This window comes from Rhizobium sp. CBN3, assembly GCF_030518245.1.
In the GTDB taxonomy this organism is placed as follows: domain Bacteria; phylum Pseudomonadota; class Alphaproteobacteria; order Rhizobiales; family Rhizobiaceae; genus Rhizobium; species Rhizobium aethiopicum_A.
The window spans coordinates 24,831-40,402 of sequence record NZ_JAULSE010000031.1; the positions used below are offsets into that span (position 1 = coordinate 24,831).

At 54.1% G+C, this 15,572-nt stretch carries 10 protein-coding genes; 9 read left to right on the forward strand and 1 reads right to left on the reverse strand.

Annotated elements, in window-relative coordinates; all coding sequences use genetic code 11:
• Positions 1–26: 26 nt before the first annotated feature.
• A complete protein-coding gene (locus QWJ46_RS28080) occupies positions 27–1,022 on the reverse strand; it encodes an AraC family transcriptional regulator (protein WP_004673281.1) in 996 nt (331 codons plus the stop codon).
• 1,195 nt (positions 1,023–2,217) lie between these two features.
• Between QWJ46_RS28080 and QWJ46_RS28085 the strand changes: the two genes are divergently transcribed.
• The 9 genes from QWJ46_RS28085 (at position 2,218) to QWJ46_RS28125 (ending at position 15,406) form a co-directional block, all read left to right on the forward strand.
• Positions 2,218–2,967, forward strand: coding sequence for an SDR family oxidoreductase (locus tag QWJ46_RS28085; protein WP_011053351.1), 750 nt, complete (start codon positions 2,218–2,220; stop codon positions 2,965–2,967).
• A 211-nt stretch (positions 2,968–3,178) separates the two neighbouring features.
• On the forward strand, positions 3,179–5,692 hold the full coding sequence (locus QWJ46_RS28090) for a methyl-accepting chemotaxis protein (protein WP_008534365.1): 2,514 nt from the start codon (positions 3,179–3,181) through the stop codon (positions 5,690–5,692).
• A gap of 184 nt (positions 5,693–5,876) precedes the next feature.
• Entirely contained in the window at positions 5,877–7,076 is a 1,200-nt protein-coding gene (locus tag QWJ46_RS28095; protein ID WP_018247148.1) for an ABC transporter substrate-binding protein, read from the forward strand.
• Positions 7,077–7,507: 431 nt separating this feature from the next.
• Positions 7,508–10,066 (forward strand): EAL domain-containing protein, encoded by a 2,559-nt coding sequence (locus QWJ46_RS28100; RefSeq protein WP_004673285.1) that lies wholly within the window; start codon positions 7,508–7,510, stop codon positions 10,064–10,066.
• Between the two features lie 340 nt (positions 10,067–10,406).
• Positions 10,407–11,303: an MBL fold metallo-hydrolase gene (locus QWJ46_RS28105; RefSeq protein WP_237350508.1), complete on the forward strand. Its 897-nt coding sequence runs from the start codon at positions 10,407–10,409 to the stop codon at positions 11,301–11,303.
• Positions 11,304–11,315: 12 nt separating this feature from the next.
• Positions 11,316–12,443 carry a zinc-dependent alcohol dehydrogenase family protein gene (locus QWJ46_RS28110; RefSeq protein WP_004673287.1) on the forward strand — a complete coding sequence of 376 codons (1,128 nt, stop codon included), beginning with the start codon at positions 11,316–11,318 and terminating at the stop codon, positions 12,441–12,443.
• The gene (locus tag QWJ46_RS28115; RefSeq protein WP_018247149.1) at positions 12,443–13,237 is read left to right on the forward strand and encodes an N-acyl homoserine lactonase family protein; all 795 of its coding nucleotides are present in this window, start codon (positions 12,443–12,445) and stop codon (positions 13,235–13,237) included. The genes QWJ46_RS28110 and QWJ46_RS28115 overlap by 1 nt, the downstream gene beginning before the upstream one ends.
• Positions 13,238–13,357: 120 nt before the next feature.
• A complete protein-coding gene (locus tag QWJ46_RS28120; RefSeq protein ID WP_004673291.1) occupies positions 13,358–14,047 on the forward strand; it encodes a GntR family transcriptional regulator in 690 nt (229 codons plus the stop codon).
• Positions 14,048–14,176: 129 nt separating this feature from the next.
• A complete protein-coding gene (locus QWJ46_RS28125) occupies positions 14,177–15,406 on the forward strand; it encodes an alpha/beta fold hydrolase (RefSeq protein ID WP_004673293.1) in 1,230 nt (409 codons plus the stop codon).
• The last annotated feature ends 166 nt before the right edge of the window (positions 15,407–15,572 follow it).

Below are 15,572 nucleotides of genomic sequence, written 5' to 3' on the forward strand. Positions count from 1 at the left end.
CGCCATCGCGAAGGGCTATTTCCGGGTCAGCTTTCGGGCGGAGAGGCCATCATATGCACTGTTTTAGATGGCAGTTCGCCGTAACGTCTCTTGTACTCTGCAGCAAAACGGCCGAGGTGTGTGAAGCCCCACTTAAGCGCTATTTCCGAAACGCTGATTTTAGCGCCGTTTTGCAGCAGTTCCTGTCGAGCTGCGCACATACGCAAGTCTCGGAGGTGCATTGTGGGGCTGGTATTACGAAATTGTCGGAAGCCGTGCTGCAAAGTCCGCACGCTGACCTTGGCCGCAGCGGCGATATCGTTAAGGGAAATGGGTTGAGCCATATGCTCTTCCATAAACTCCATTGCCCGTTTCACGTGGCGAGGCGTGGGAGACGGAGACGGACGACGAAGTTCATCGGTATAGCGATGCATACAGCTTTCGATCAAAAGGTACTCTATCGCGTCGAGGAGCGAGCTATAGGCCGACGGGCATTGTCGCAGAGCCCCCCCGGCACTGAGGCCGCGATGGGCAGACAGGGCTAGTTCTCGCATGAGCGTTCCCGCGCTCGATGCAAGATCAAGGGTCGGCTGAATTTGCAGATTTCCGCTGATCGTCCGATCGAGCATGCGAGAAAGCTTGTCACGCAAGGATTGCGTATCGATCGTCAATGACAGTTGAGATCTTATGCCATCTTGTCGGGCATTCAGCGGAGCATTTGCAACATGCGGCGACTCTACCTGTTGCCCAGACCAATGAAAGACTGCATTCCCGGACGCCGGCAGGAAGACCGTTACGACGTCAACTGGGGAATCTATCATGACCGAGAACGCCCCTTCATGATGGGCATCCGCAACGCCAAAACCATCAAGGGAAATTCGACTGCAGCGAGAGTTAAGCGATCTACTGTCGTGTTGAGCAAGGTCAGAGGACGCCAGGGGCGATGATATCAAAGGCAAAAGACGTTCGGGATCGGAGCCCTCGATAAAGTTGTCTTTCACTAAGGTCCCTTCATCGGGCTTGCTGAACAAACTTTCGGTCATCCAATATAAACCTATCTATGAACACCAACTCGCACATGCCGGGACTAGTTTTCCAAACCTTCAAAGCTCGAGACCGGATGGCGTGCGAGCGATTTTGATCGCGTACATGACCGATTCGGACCTTTGTGGAGGCCGGTTGAATCTCTCATTCCCTAGGCTTTCGTCATGGCGGATCATCACCAGCACCGACATCCACGTTCTCCCGCTCGAGATGGCCTCCTAGTTTTTCAGCGCTGCAGTTGGGAAGCCTCTAATGATGCGATGACTGGCTTCCACAAGCCTCGAACAGATTGACAGATTGTCTGATATACGTTAATGCTATTCCTGATCAAAGGCAAGGCAGCATCAGGGAAATCTGCCACGGTTCTAGTGGAGTTCCCGCACGGCAAATCAATCTAAAGATGCCTCCCAAGGCGAGGGGTGACGGGCTGCTTTCGATCGCAGCCCGTCACGGGAAGGGTGGGAGTGCTATGAGTGGGAGAGAACCTACGCCAACCGACCTTGGAGGCCGTTGAGTCGACACGGAGAAAAATGATTGTGCTGTAGGATGGCCCCACGATTTCGCCACACGCTGGTCCTCTTATCCTGCGCATCAGCATACTTCGGTTATGACGTATAAGAGAGGCACGCTCCAGGCTCAACACTCGGAGACGCAAAGACGTCGACGAGTTCTTTTGGCCTACTAAGCGAGGCGGTCGCGGCAAATATCAATGCGTAAGCCGCGCCTCGTCGCATTGAGTTGACTTTGCGCTCTTCTTAGCGGGTACGGACTCCGGGCGTCTGATTGGGCAAAAGAAGAGCTTAAGGACGAAACCTGATGATGGTCAAACAGCTTGTGCTGCCATAGGCGTGCTGTTGTCTGTGCCGCGCGAACGCGAAAAGCGCGATCAAATCGGAACGTGGCGGCGAGAGAAGACTAACAGGAAAGACCACATCAAACTCAACCGGGTGTCGGAATACCGATGCTTACGGCATTGCGTGCATGAGGCCTCAAAATGACGCCGGTCTCGACCTGTGTCCGCCGAAAATCGCAAAAAGGAATTGACAGATTGTCGGACAAAAATTTTACTATATCGCCCGCGCATTGCTTGTTCGCGGGAGACGCAGCGACGGACCGGGAGTTATAAGTGCTAAACTTGGCCAAAAATGCACAAATTGTCGACCTTCTTAATCTGCCGGAAGCGGCGACCGGCGCGTGATACAAGCGTCTCTGACTCACAAGGCGTGTCATACTCCATCGACCGAGGTACTGGTTGAACGTGACAGTGACGCCAACATTTCTCCTGGGGAAAAAGTCTGTGTCTTGATAGGCGCGTCAAATCCTGTTGGTCTTTGTTTGGCGCGCTCATTTATAGAAAAAGGCTATCGGGTCGCCGTAGGCGACGCCAATCCCGCCGACTTCGCCTCCCTGGCTGAAGGCCAGGGAAACAATTTTTTACCGGTCAAAGTCAACCCGAACAGAGACGTTTACGTCAACTCAATGGCTGACCAGGTGTATTTGCGCTGGAGACGGGTCGACGTTCTGGTGAACATAGTTTTCCGCAGAAATGAAACAACCCAAACTGTAACGGGATCGCTATCCAGCGCGAATCTGGGGCTTGATGCCGTATCCAATCTAATCAGAGTTACAGGTGCCTTTAGCTCTCGACTTCAGGGCGCGGAGCTTGCCGTAGTGGACGTCGCATGGTTCGAAGAGACGACCTCGCTGGAAGCAGAAGCCGTCCTTCAAGCGGCGTTGCGCACTACTACCTCCGCAATTGCTAGGCAATATTTCGGTTCCGGGCTGAGGATAAATGCTGTACACGCCAGCGATGTGAACTCTACGTCTTCAAGCGAAAATGACGTGCTTCGAACAGTGATCCACGCCGTGCAATTCCTGGCGAATTCGGAACTGTCCGGAAAGCTGACAGGGAACGTGCTGGAGATCGATCCTCGGTGCAGATAGATCCACTCCCACGTTCTGATCCGGCAAATCTGCAGGTATTAACCTTCCGTTAAGTTTCTCGAAAGACGCAATGGGCAAGAGGTCAAATCCTAACAACACGTAAAAAAGTTTCGATTGTTTTAGTGAAACTCTTATCCATGTTCGTTCAGGCTCAAACATTACTATTCCAAAAGCGAGGCCCCAGCACCGTTTGAGCCCTTTGGAGGTAAGTATGTTCGTCGATCGCCTGTTGTCCACCTTTACCATAAGAGCAAAGGTGTTATTGGTACTTGTACCCTTGATCCTGATATTGGCGGCAGTTGGTGGGGTCGGCTTAAAAGCAACTGGCTTGCTTCAGTCTCGTCTTCGGCTTTCAAATGAGGTTCTTCAGACCTTGAGCGGGTTTCGAAGTGTCGCGGAAAGTATGAACCGCTTTTTGGCGCAAAGCTCAACGGAGTACCGAGATGAGGCGCTGACAAGTTTAAACGGGCAGAGCGCAACCATGCAGTCGCTCCAGGAAGCGGCGGCAGGTAGCGGGAGCGAAACTGGTGCGCTCGAAAACAGTGTATCGGCAATGTCCGTTATCTCGGGCAGCATCGGCCGCATGTGGTCTTTGCATAATGACGAGGAATCCGTTCGCAGCGACATTGTTTCCAACTTGTCGAAGATCAAGGAGGTCGGAGGCGCCCTTAAATTGGCTGCGGTTGATGTGCGCTCACAAGTACGCAATCAGGAGAACTCCGGGAAAACCATGCTCCGGGAGGCTACCCGCTCACTCGATACGGCATCAGTTATGCAACACATGGCGGAAGACTTGGTGAGCTTGCCGGACGGAGCGAAGCAGCCTCCGACTGTCGCCCAGCAAGGGCTTGTGATCAAAAAGTCGCTAAAAACAGTTAAGCGGGTAGTCTCGACTGCTGACGAGCAGGCCGTTACTAAAATTGAGAGGACTATCGCCAAGCTAATCGCCAACCCCGAATTTGTCGACCCTTCCACACGGCTTGCCGGCTCTGACCTACAGAGCTTTGCGACGAACCTGCGAGTGGATGCGATCCAGCACATGATTGAAGGAACAAATGCGATCCGGGCGTTGGATAAAGCGTTGACGGATTCCGAAATGCTTGTTGCGACGGCGACAACGATCGGCCAGGACGCCGATTCGATCGAAATCGAAATCAATAACCTGTTCCGTACAGCCAACGCAGAGAATCAGCAGCGCCTCGTTGAGCAACTTACAAAATTGGCGCGTGACACCGTGGCAGTTGGAGGCGTTGCCAGCTCGATATCTGGCTTCGATAAAATGCAGGAAGATCTATTCGCCCAGGTGGATTCTATCCAAGAGAACACAGAGAAGCTGGTCAAGATAGCGGAAGCCCGCCAAGCGCAATATTCTGAGGCGGACAAAACCGGCCAGGAGATCTGGAAAAACCTCGTAACCTTTGCAGCAACTCAGGAAAACGATGCTCGCAATGAAAGCAATCTTGCCCGCTTGCTGTCAACTATCGCCACAGTGTCCGGCGTCTTGGTAGCCTTGGCGGCTGGCGCCGGCCTGATGGCGACACTTCGCGCCCCGATCGAACGGATCGCGAAGCGCATGCAAGAGCTGGCAAAGGGCGATCTTCGATCGCAGATTGTCGGACGTGACCGGAGAGACGAAATAGGTGAAATGGCTCGCGCACTCGAGGTTTTCCGTGAAAATGCTGTCTCGAAGATGGACATCGAGACACGAACGGAAGCCGATAGGAAAACCGTTGAACAGGAGCGGATGGATCGTGAACGCGAACGCGCTCAGATGGAGGAGGAGGTCGCAACTGCCGTCACCATTCTAGGAGAGGCGTTATCTCGATTGGCGCGTGGCGACATCTCTCAAGAAATTGACCGCCAATTCCATCCCAATCTTGAGCCGCTGAGGCGCGATTTCAATCACTCGCTTTCGATCCTGAGAGAGACAGTGTCTCATATCGACGAGAATACCAATCAAATTCAATGGGGAACCAGCGAGCTTTTCAAAGCCTCAGATGATCTGTCGCGGCGAACTGAATTGCAAGCCGCCTCACTGGAGGAGGCTGCGGCCGCCGTCGAACAGGTGACGGTCACGGTCAGAAAATCATCCGAGAATGCCTATGAAACCCAGGCTTTCGTGTCCGTTGTTAAAGAACACGCCGAGGGTGCGGCAACCATTGTGACCGATGCGATCAACGCAATGGGCAGAATAGAAGACGCGTCCCACAAGATCGGCCAAATCATTGGTTTGATCGATACGATTGCGTTCCAGACAAATCTTTTGGCACTAAATGCTGGTGTCGAGGCGGCTCGTGCTGGAGATGCCGGAAAGGGTTTTGCAGTCGTAGCCCAGGAAGTGCGCGAACTTGCCCAGAAATCATCAGCTGCAGCCCGCGAGATTCGCCACCTGATTTCGGAATCCTCTTCGGAGGTGGCGATCGGCTCAGATTACGTGGGGAAAGCAGGTGAGGCGTTACACAACATAACGGCGTCGATCTTGAAGATTTCCGATCGGATTGATCAAATCGTCAATTCGAGCCGCGAGCAAGCGGCGTCCCTCGCCGAGATCAACAATAACGTCAATGTACTTGACCAGGGAACACAACAAAACGCTGCCATGGCCGAGCAGACAAATGCCGCGGCAAAGACTCTCTCGGATCAGACTAACGAACTCAGCGAGCGGCTCGCTTCATTCAAATTGACCGAAGATAAGTCGACGCGTCGGGTTAGGTTAGTGGCGTAAGCTACGCATCGAACGAGACTGCCACGCGTCGGATGGCCACTGTGATAGCGGCGTTCTACTGAAGGGAAATCCGCTTACGGAAGCGAAATCCGGCCTTAGGCTCTTGGTCTCCCTTTCGCCGCCCGTCTGACTGTAAAAAACCCACCTAGAGCCGATCAACCTTCAAGAGATCAACTGCTTTGCAATGCTCAGAGACACGAGAGGTATCAAATCCGTGCGCATACGTGAAATTACAAGAGCCATTATTCTAATCACCGGCTTGGTGATCCCTTCTGTAGCGGCCGCCGGTGGCCTTACGGAATTGCCGCGGGAGGAACGAAAAACCTACGAGTTGCTCGATCCAAAGTTGCCTACAGGTGAATCTGTCTTCCGCACGTTTAAGGCACAGCGAGCACCGCCGTGGAAAATTGGGTACGCATCGACATATGCTGACAATTCTTGGCGTGCGAGTATTCTTGATGAGTTCACAAACAAGATTGTTCCAGCTTTCAAGAAAGCGGGGCTGGTCTCCGAGTTCATCGTCACCCAGTCAAATCTTGAAGACGCTGTCCAGATCAGGCAGATGCGGCAGATGGTAGACGACGGCGTTGATGCAATTATTATCTGCTGTTCGAACCTCACGGCGCTTAATCCTACGATAGAGTATGCGTATTCAAAAGGAGTGCCTGTGTTCTCGTACTCTGGTTACGTAACATCGCCGTTCGCCGTCAACGCAACTGAGAACAACATGCAAGGCGGGTTTGAGGCGGCGAAGTGGCTCGCTGAAGAAATCGAAGGAAGTGGCAATGTGCTTCTCGTTTCGGGGATCTCCGGCTTTGCCTCCTCGGACAGCTTTGACGTCGGCGCAAAGAAGGCTCTGGAGTATTATCCCGAGATAAAGATCGTAGGTCATGTCGACGGGAAGTGGACAGACAAGGTCGCGCAGGCCGAGGTGCAAAAATTCCTTGCAGCGAATCCCGGTCGAATTGATGGTATTATCGTTCAGTCGGGAGCTGAGAATGGTGTTATCAACGCGGTGCGCCAGTCCGGGCGCGACATGATCCCAATCGTTCTAGGGGGCGAAGCTTCGGCAGCCTGTTACTGGCGACGGAACCCCGACTTCGTAAGCAAGAGTTTTCATTTCTGGCCGCCGCGCTCTGAGGCGGGTTTCGTATGGGACGTAATGATGCGAACTCTTGAGGGACAGGGCCCCAAAATTCAGACAATCCTGCGGCCAGCAATTCCCAGTACCATAGAGGATGTAATGGCGGTTTTGCCAGCTGATTGCGATCCTAACTCTGAGGATTGGATCGAGCCGAAGAATACAGCTTGGTGGTCTGCCAGCGCTGCTGCTAAATATTTCGATAACCCAGCGGATCCGCTCTCCTGGAAGCCGGCCGATTGAAGATCGCATGCGGGGTCTGTGTGGAATGCGGTGCCTTCATGATCGGCTCTCGTGCAAGGTAGGCTGCGCTAAGGAATGACAGTTCAAATTGGGAAATGCCCGGGTCGCCTCAGGAGACATGAGACAAGCGATCCGGTTCCAACGAACATATTTGCTCCGCGGTAGCATTCTTCCTCCGGCCCTCCTCTCGCCAAACGGGACAACATACTCATTGCGCCTTTCGATCTACGTGCTGCCGCGAAGGTTGTTGCTTCGAATGTGAAAGCAAAGTTCATTTCCGACCGCACTATCCGGCTCAGGCCGACGCGCGGTTCGACGCCTTACTGACATATCTGCATCAATTTGTTGCTCGAATGATTTGGGTGGCGTTCCCGGAATTCCTGATCGGATGGATGATGCATCTGTCTTGGCCCTCGGTAAGGAGCTTCACGATGAATTCGACTTTACAACCGCTTTGGCAACGCTCCTTTTTTCAGAAAAGGCGCAATCGCCGGAGAGACGAAGCGCTGCATCATGATACCTCAGCCGACCGAGGAGCGCTGCTTGAAGCATTGATCGGCGTGTTGCCCCTCCCAATTTTCTTCAAAGATCTGCACGGTCGCTATGTCGGTTGCAACAAGGTTTTCGAAGATCTCCTCGGTCGCTCGCGCGACGAGATCATCGGGAATACAGATTTTGATCTCAGTTCAACGCAACTGGCGGAAATTTATTCTATTGAAGAGAAAGGCCTTCTTGAAAGGGGTGGAGCCCAAGTCTCCGAGCGTAAGATCGCTCTCGCAAACGGCGCCATCCTGGATGTTGTCTGCAACAAGGCAGTTTTCAGAGGTCACGACGACGAGCCCGCGGGTCTGATTGGCGTTATCATCGACATAACCGAACACAAGTTGGCGGAGCAGGAACTCAAAAACGCTCTCGAACTAGCCCAAGGGATCGTCACCGCTATTCCAGACGTTCTGTTTGAGGTCGACGAGGATGGGCGATATCTTCAGGTCTGGACCAGAAATCCCGAACTACTAGCCCAGCAGCGGGAAATGCTACTGGGTAGGACGGTCGACCAAGTTCTTGCGCCTGATCAAGCGGCTATTGCAATGGAGGCGCTTCGAACTGCAAGCAGTGAAGGAGTTGCCTACGGTCGATGCATTAGCGTATCCTTGCCAAACGGCGAGACCCGATGGTTCGAGTTGTCGGTGGCTAGACGACCAAGCGCCGATCCTGACGCCGCCACCACGCTCCTGGCATTTTCGCGTGATGTCACGGAACGAAGGCAGGCGGAAGACGCCATCAACTCCGTGCGGACGCAATTGCTAAGTGTGCTGCAAACCATTCCTGACATGGTTTGGGTAAAGAATGTCGATGGCGTACACCTGTTGTGCAATCATGCATTTGAGCGGCTGACCGGGAAATCGGAGGCGGAGGTCGTTGGAAAAACGGACCTTGAATTGTTCGGGGCTGAGAGAGCTCACATTTCCGGAAAATCTGATGAGGCCACGATCGAAGCCGGTGGCATACTTATCGACGAGAATTGGGTGGTTTCCCCGGAGAACGGTCAGTCCATTCTTCTCGAAACACGTAAACTTGCGGTCCTCGGCGCCGGGGGAGAGGTTACAGGAGTCCTCGGGGTCTCTCGCGATGTCACGGAACTGAACGCCTCGCGGGAAAAAATCAGGCAAATGGCCTTTTACGATCCGGTGACTTCTTTGCCGAACCGCTTGCTGTTTAACGAGCGATTGCAAAAGGTCGTCAGTGACGCGTCGTCTCAACGTCGGCGGACAGGGGTAATGCTGATTGACATCGACCATTTCAAAGTCGTGAACGATACGATGGGTCACCCTGTGGGTGATCAACTACTCTGCCAGGTCGCTACCCGGCTTAAGAAATCTGTCCGCGATCTCGACACGGTTGCGCGTCTCGGCGGCGACGAGTTCGCGATTCTGTTGCCGGAAATCCAGACAACCGACGATCTCGATTGGGTTGCGTGCTCGATCCTCGAGAGATTCAAGGAATCTTTCCTATTGGATGGCAAGGAAGTCTACGTGTCATGCAGTGTAGGCATCGCGATCTCGCCCGACGACAGCACAGATGTCAACGATCTGGTGAAATACGCCGACTCTGCGATGTATCTTGCCAAACGCTCGGGGAGAAACAGTTTTCGCTTTTATTCGAAGGATTTGACTGTGGGCGTGGAGGAGCGGATGCAGTTGGAATCTGAATTGCGCCGCGCTATCGAGCGCGAAGAATTGGAGCTGCACTACCAGCCCAAGGTGCTTCTGGACAGCGGCGTAATGATAGGATCGGAAGCGTTGTTGAGATGGCCTCATCCCGAGATGGGCATGATTCCGCCGGTTCGATTCATTCCGGTCGCTGAGGATACCGGGCTGATCGTTGAACTCGGGCGATGGGTGCTGCGTGAAGCGTGCAAGACGGCGAAGGAGCTGAACGCCGATTGCCACCACCTGCACAAGATTGCAGTCAACCTTTCGGGTAAGCAATTCCAATGCTCACGGTTGGTAAACGAGATCGCTGCAATCCTCGGTGAAACCGGTTGCCGCGCGGAATGGATCGAAATCGAAATCACGGAGAGTCTGCTTCTCGATCGGAAGGGCGAGACCCTGCAGACGCTTCTTAAGCTGCGTCAAATGGGATTTTCGATTGCTATCGATGATTTTGGCACCGGTTACTCGGCGCTCAACTATCTAGCCCGCTTCCCGATCGACACGCTGAAGATCGATCGGTCATTCATAAATAGCTCGGACAAAAGGAACGAAGAATTGGTCAAAGCGATTCTGTCCATTGCACAATGTCTTGGGCAGGACGTGGTGGCGGAAGGTGTTGAGACCGCCGAGCAGGCAGCATTTCTCGCAGCGAACGGATGCGGTTCGGCGCAAGGCTTCTTTTACAGCAAGGCCCTGCCGAAGATGGAATTGATCGCTCTTTGGGTGCGCGCGTCCGCCACCGGCTTCGTTTCAGATCGTTACGCCGCTTCGCGATGATGAGCGCGAATAAGGGAAAATGTCACCTGTCTGATGGACGGTGATGCGGTGCGCGCTGTGAGACAACTCAACTTGAGCCTCGTCAATCTCTGAATGTCTGCGGTTTTTCGCGGAACAGGGGGCAACGCTGGGTCAACGACCATGCGTTGTGCGGCCCCGCGAGCCGCATTCTCGAATGCTCTGCTCCTACTGCGCGGCATTCGGTAGGCCGGGGAAAACGCGGTACACCGGCTCCTAAAGCAAGGCAGTCGCTCTCGATATGGCTTTCTTCAAAAATATTTGACAGATTATCATACAATCTGCCAAAAATGTCGCCAAGCACCTGATGGGAGGAAAATCAGTGTCTCTTAGTATGCATCACCTGGCCAAGCTTCCGTATTTTTATCCGTTCGAATTTGGCGATGGAAAAATCACGGTACTGTCCGACGGGCCGTTAGAGCTAGGAGATCCTCGCCTGAACTTCTTGGGGGTAGAGCCACGCACGGTCAGCCTGATGCTAGAGGACAATTTCCTGCCAACGAACAAAGTTGTACTCGAGCAAAACGTGCCGCTTGTTGAGATAAATGGAAGAACAATTCTATTTGATACCGGGATGGGGTCTTCCAAAGCTTTCGGGCCCACCACAGGTCGACTCCTAGCCAGCCTGAGAGAGGCAGGTCGAGATCCGACGGAGATCGATGCGGTGGTTCTGTCGCACGCCCATATCGATCATATCGGCGGTCTGTGCGATGCCAATGGAAGGTTAAATTTCCCGAACGCCGACATCTTCATCAGTGAGCGAGACTTCACGGACTGGACGGACGGGTCGTCGATCGATTCTTCATTTCAATTTCAAATCGATAACGCTCGGCGAAACCTGCTTCCCCACAAGGATCGGACCTTCTTTTTCAAAGACGGCGAGGAGTTCTTGCCGGGCGTTCACGCGATTTCGGCCCCCGGCCACACGCTCGGTCATCATTGTTTTATGCTGCAGTCGGGAAACGATCGCCTCTGTTTTCTCGGCGACCTTACGCACCATCATATCCTGTTGATGGAGAGGCCGATGATGGAATTCCGATACGACACGGACCCGAAGCTGTCAGCTAGATCCCGCACGCGCGTGCTTGATATGCTGGCGACAGATCGCATTGCGGTAATGTCCTATCACTTCGCATGGCCAGGTGCCGGGCATGTGGTGCGAAACGGAGACGGATTCCGCTATATCCCCTCTCCAATGCAGTTGCTTGCACATCGATAAGGAATTTCAAAGATGCAGATGCGTTCGGTAATCCTCAGGGAGTCGGGTCTGCCGAAGCCCTATTCAAATTCGAAACCTCTTAAGATTGAGCTTGTGGAACTGACGCCGCCTGGCCCCATGGAGGTGTTGGTCAAGATCAAGGCTGCCGGTGTCTGCCACTCTGACCTGTCCGCAATCAATGGGGACAGACCGCGTCCGCTTCCAGTCGCTCTAGGCCATGAGGCATCTGGCGTCGTCGCAGCAATCGGACCGAGTGTCGAGAAGGTTGAGGTTGGTGACCATGTAGTCATGTCATTTCTGCCGGTTTGTGGCCATTGCTCATATTGCGCTGAAGGCCGCGCCAGCCTCTGCGAACCGGGCTACCAGGCCAATGCTGCAGGAACGCTTCTATCCGGCGGCAAGCACATCCGTTTGAGAGGATACGAAATTAACCACCATAGCGGCGTTTCTGCGTTTTCCGAATATGCTGTCGTGTCGGCGAGCTCGGTAGTCAAAGTGACCAAAGATATCGATTTGGCGACAGCTGCTCTCTTCGGCTGTGCCGTTATGACCGGCGTTGGAGCTGTGATGAACACGTGTGGGGTCCGCCCAGGCCGTAGTGTGGCGGTAATCGGGCTCGGCGGCGTAGGCCTTTCGGCGATACTTGGCGCTGTTGCGAGCGGTGCAAGCGATATCGTGGCGATCGACCTAATCCAAGCGAAGCTGGATCTTGCCAAGGAGCTGGGAGCGACGAAGACTTTTTTGGCCACCTCGCCGAATATTGTTGCCCAAGTAAAAGGCGCGACAAGCGGCGGGGTAGACTACGCGATAGAGATGGCTGGATCCAAAAAGGCATTCGAGCTTGCATATGAGATTACCCGGCGCGGAGGGATGACCGCTACGGCCGGACTGGCCAGCGCAAATTCCCGTTTCGAGGTTTCGCCCTTGCCGTTGGTCGGAGAGGAGAGAACGATCAAGGGCAGCTATATGGGTTCCTGCGTGCCATCGCGCGACATACCCCGCTATATCGACCTTTACCTCAAAGGTAAGCTGCCAGTGGACAAATTGCTGTCGAGCACTGGCCCCCTTGATGAGATCAATGAGGTTTTCGACCGTCTTGACAGGGCCGAGATCAATCGACACCTAGTCTTGATGGACTGATGGCGGGGAGAATTCTCTTGAACGAGTGGACAGTGCTCGCCATCCATTACGGCACCGCGCAAAGACCAGTAAGTGACCTGATACTAGAGACGAATGACATTCATGATCGTCCATCACAAATCGACTACTTCGTGTGGCTGATCCGTCTCGAGGACCGATTAATTCTTGTTGACACTGGTTTCGAAGCCGGAGAGGGCGCGGCCAGAGGGCGGACCCTCTTGATCCATCCGGTGGCAGCACTGAGCAGCCTTGGCATCAAATCCAGCGAAATTACTGATGTCGTTGTGACACACCTGCACTACGATCACGCCGGAAACCTCCCGGCCTTTCCTAACGCCACTTTTCACATTCAGGATCGGGAGATGGCGTATGGAACGGGGCGGTGTATGTGCCATGAGCGAATGCGTCGGCCTTTTGCTACAGAAGGTGTCGTCGACGCGGTCCGGCTCGTTTTTCAGTCACGGGTACGGTTCCATGATGGGGATGGGGAAATTGTTCCTGGATGCAGGGTGCATCTGGTTGGCGGTCACTCGAAAGGTTTGCAAGTTGTTACGGTGGCAACAGGCGGCGCTTTGCTGGTTATCGCTTCCGACGCGCTTCATTTCCAGCACTATCTTGAAAATGACGGCGCGTTTCCCCTGTTTGCAGATTACCTAGAGGTCATCGAGGGTTACAACAAGCTCCGCGTCCTTGCCGGAGCAAACGGACTCATCATTCCGGGTCATGACCCTGAGGTGCTACAGAAATTTTCTCCCCTTGCGCCAGACCTCCAGTTCGCTAGAGTTCTCCTGTGACCCACAATAAACCGATTGAAATTTTTTGCTGTTTGCAGACAATCGGGTTGTCCTACGAAACGCTCCGGCAGTATATTGATTCTGTGCGTCACTAGAAATTTCATCGAAGGTTTGTTGTGAATGGGAACGATCGACCTCCAGATTAGACGTCAAAACGCCTCTCTTCGAATCCTTGTTGAGGATAAGCTCCGGCAGGCTATTTCAAGTGGCCGTTTCAAGCCCGGGCAGCGGCTGGTGGAGCGCGAGTTGTGCGAACTTATCGGGGTTGGCCGAACTTCAGTTCGCGAGGCGCTACGCCAGTTAGAAGCTGAAGGGCTTATTACTAGCTATCCGCATCGGGGGCCGGTTGTCAGCACTATCAGCTACGAGGAGGCTAGGCAGCTTTATAGTGTACGCGCGCTGCTTGAAAGCTTTGCCGGCCAGGAGTTCGCCGAGAACGGTTCGAATGAAGAGATCGTTGCTCTCCTCGAGACCGTGGAAGCGTTCGAAGCCGCAGCCAAGAGCGGTTCCGGAACGCGGATCATCGAAGCCAAGACCGCTTTTTACGATTGTTTGATGACCGGCAGCAAGAACGTGTTTGTGAAGCAAATGCTCACGTCGTTGCACAACCGGGTCACATTGTTGCGGATGACATCGATGACCCAGCCAGGGCGGCTGCAGAACAGCGTTTTCGAAATAAGAGAGATTGCGGCCGCTATTGCGTTGCGTGATGGCGACAGGGCAGCCGCGCTTTGCAAGCGCCATATCGAAATCGCGGCTAAGGTGGCGTTGGACTACTTGAGCAAGAACCCCGTCGAAACCTCCGAGTAGTTCCACAAAACGAAGTTCAGGCGACGGCTAAGGTTGACAGATTGTCTGAAAATCTGCTTACCTCTCTTATGGGAGGTGAGACACAGGAAGTGCGGCTTCCCAACAACATCATTTTGTTAGGGAGGACGTATGGGCGCCCATGCCGAGCTGATTAAACGCGTAACCCTGGCGATCGAAGATCCGGAGCTACCGCGACTGACCCCAGGTCTTACAACACGGATCTCGTTGCAAGTTGGACCAGAAAAGTCATCACTTGCTGTGGGAGGCGGGATAGTCGCACTGGACGGCGCGGACGAAAATGCTGACGTCATACTGAGTGCCCCAGAAGGAGCTTGGGAAAAGGTTATGCAGGTGCCGCCGCCGGCAACCTACCATTCGTTCACCGCCTTTCAACTCGCTAACCCTGAGTTCACGTTATCTGGTTCGCCCGTAGCAATCGCTCAAGCGCGTCCCGCTCTGGAGCGACTGTTCGAAATCGTCGTAGCGTCTCCGCCCCTAGTTGCGCCGAAGATCGATCGAAATATTGAACAGGTCACCGGACGCTATAAGCGGGTAGAGGTCGGCGGCGTAGAACACGATATCTTTTACGAGGAAGCCGGTGCAGGAACTCCTATCCTTTTCCTCCATACGGCTGGCGCAGACGGCCGTCAGTTTCTACCGCAACTCTCCGACACTGGGTTTGCGCGTACGAACCGATTGATCTCAGTTGATCTGCCGTTTCACGGACGTTCGATGCCTCCTTTAACTTGGGACGGCTCGCCCTATCAACTCACAACGGATCTCTACCTGACCTGGTGCACGGCGATACTCGACCAGCTCGTCGGAGACAGAGCTATCGTCGTTGGAGGATCTATGGGCGCGGCGATGTGCATGGTGCTGGCGGCGGAGCGACCGGAACGTCTAATGGGTGTAATTGCGGTCGAGCCGCCGTTGAAGTCAAAGGGCCGTCGCAACCCCTTTCAACACAACGTCAACGTTCATGGGTCGCTTCATAACTCAGCCTATGTCCGCGGAATCATGAGCCCGCTCAGCCCGCAAGAAGAGCGACGCCGCGCCAGTTGGATCTACTCGCAGGGTGCTCCTGGAGTTTATCCCGGCGATCTTTCGTTCTACAGCGACGAGTTCGACGGTGCCGTCGTCGGTCCGAAGATTGATGCCAAGCGAACACCGACCGTTCTTCTCTCCGGGACCTATGACTACTCTGCGACGCCTGCAGACGGAGCAGCGCTAGCGGCCCTCATTCCTGGCAGCCGTCATGTCGTTATGGAGGGGCTTGGGCACTTTCCGATGTGCGAAAATCCTGACTATTTCCGGAGCTTCTTGCAAGACGCTATTCGGTTCGTCGAAGATAACGGCTGATCACAAAGCAACCGCGTTGGCCATTTACCGATCGTGTCCCAGTACGTGGCGTAGGTGACGGTAGGGAGTAAAGCCGAGCGCCCGCGCGCTTCTCGTTGCGCTGTAGCGGGTGATCGGCTTTGCGGGCGGCCATCAGTGTTTTCCGCTAGGGTCGGGTTGTTCAAGA

Bases quoted from the DNA above. Each gene is read 5' to 3' on its own strand.
- QWJ46_RS28080 (WP_004673281.1), bottom strand. From the start codon at position 1,022: ATGACCGAAAGTTTGTTCAGCAAGCCCGATGAAGGGACCTTAGTGAAA.
- QWJ46_RS28090 (WP_008534365.1), top strand. From the start codon at position 3,179: ATGTTCGTCGATCGCCTGTTGTCCACCTTTACCATAAGAGCAAAGGTG.
- QWJ46_RS28095 (WP_018247148.1), top strand. From the start codon at position 5,877: ATGCTCAGAGACACGAGAGGTATCAAATCCGTGCGCATACGTGAAATT.
- QWJ46_RS28100 (WP_004673285.1), top strand. From the start codon at position 7,508: ATGAATTCGACTTTACAACCGCTTTGGCAACGCTCCTTTTTTCAGAAA.
- QWJ46_RS28110 (WP_004673287.1), top strand. From the start codon at position 11,316: ATGCAGATGCGTTCGGTAATCCTCAGGGAGTCGGGTCTGCCGAAGCCC.
- QWJ46_RS28115 (WP_018247149.1), top strand. From the start codon at position 12,443: ATGGCGGGGAGAATTCTCTTGAACGAGTGGACAGTGCTCGCCATCCAT.
- QWJ46_RS28120 (WP_004673291.1), top strand. From the start codon at position 13,358: ATGGGAACGATCGACCTCCAGATTAGACGTCAAAACGCCTCTCTTCGA.
- QWJ46_RS28125 (WP_004673293.1), top strand. From the start codon at position 14,177: ATGGGCGCCCATGCCGAGCTGATTAAACGCGTAACCCTGGCGATCGAA.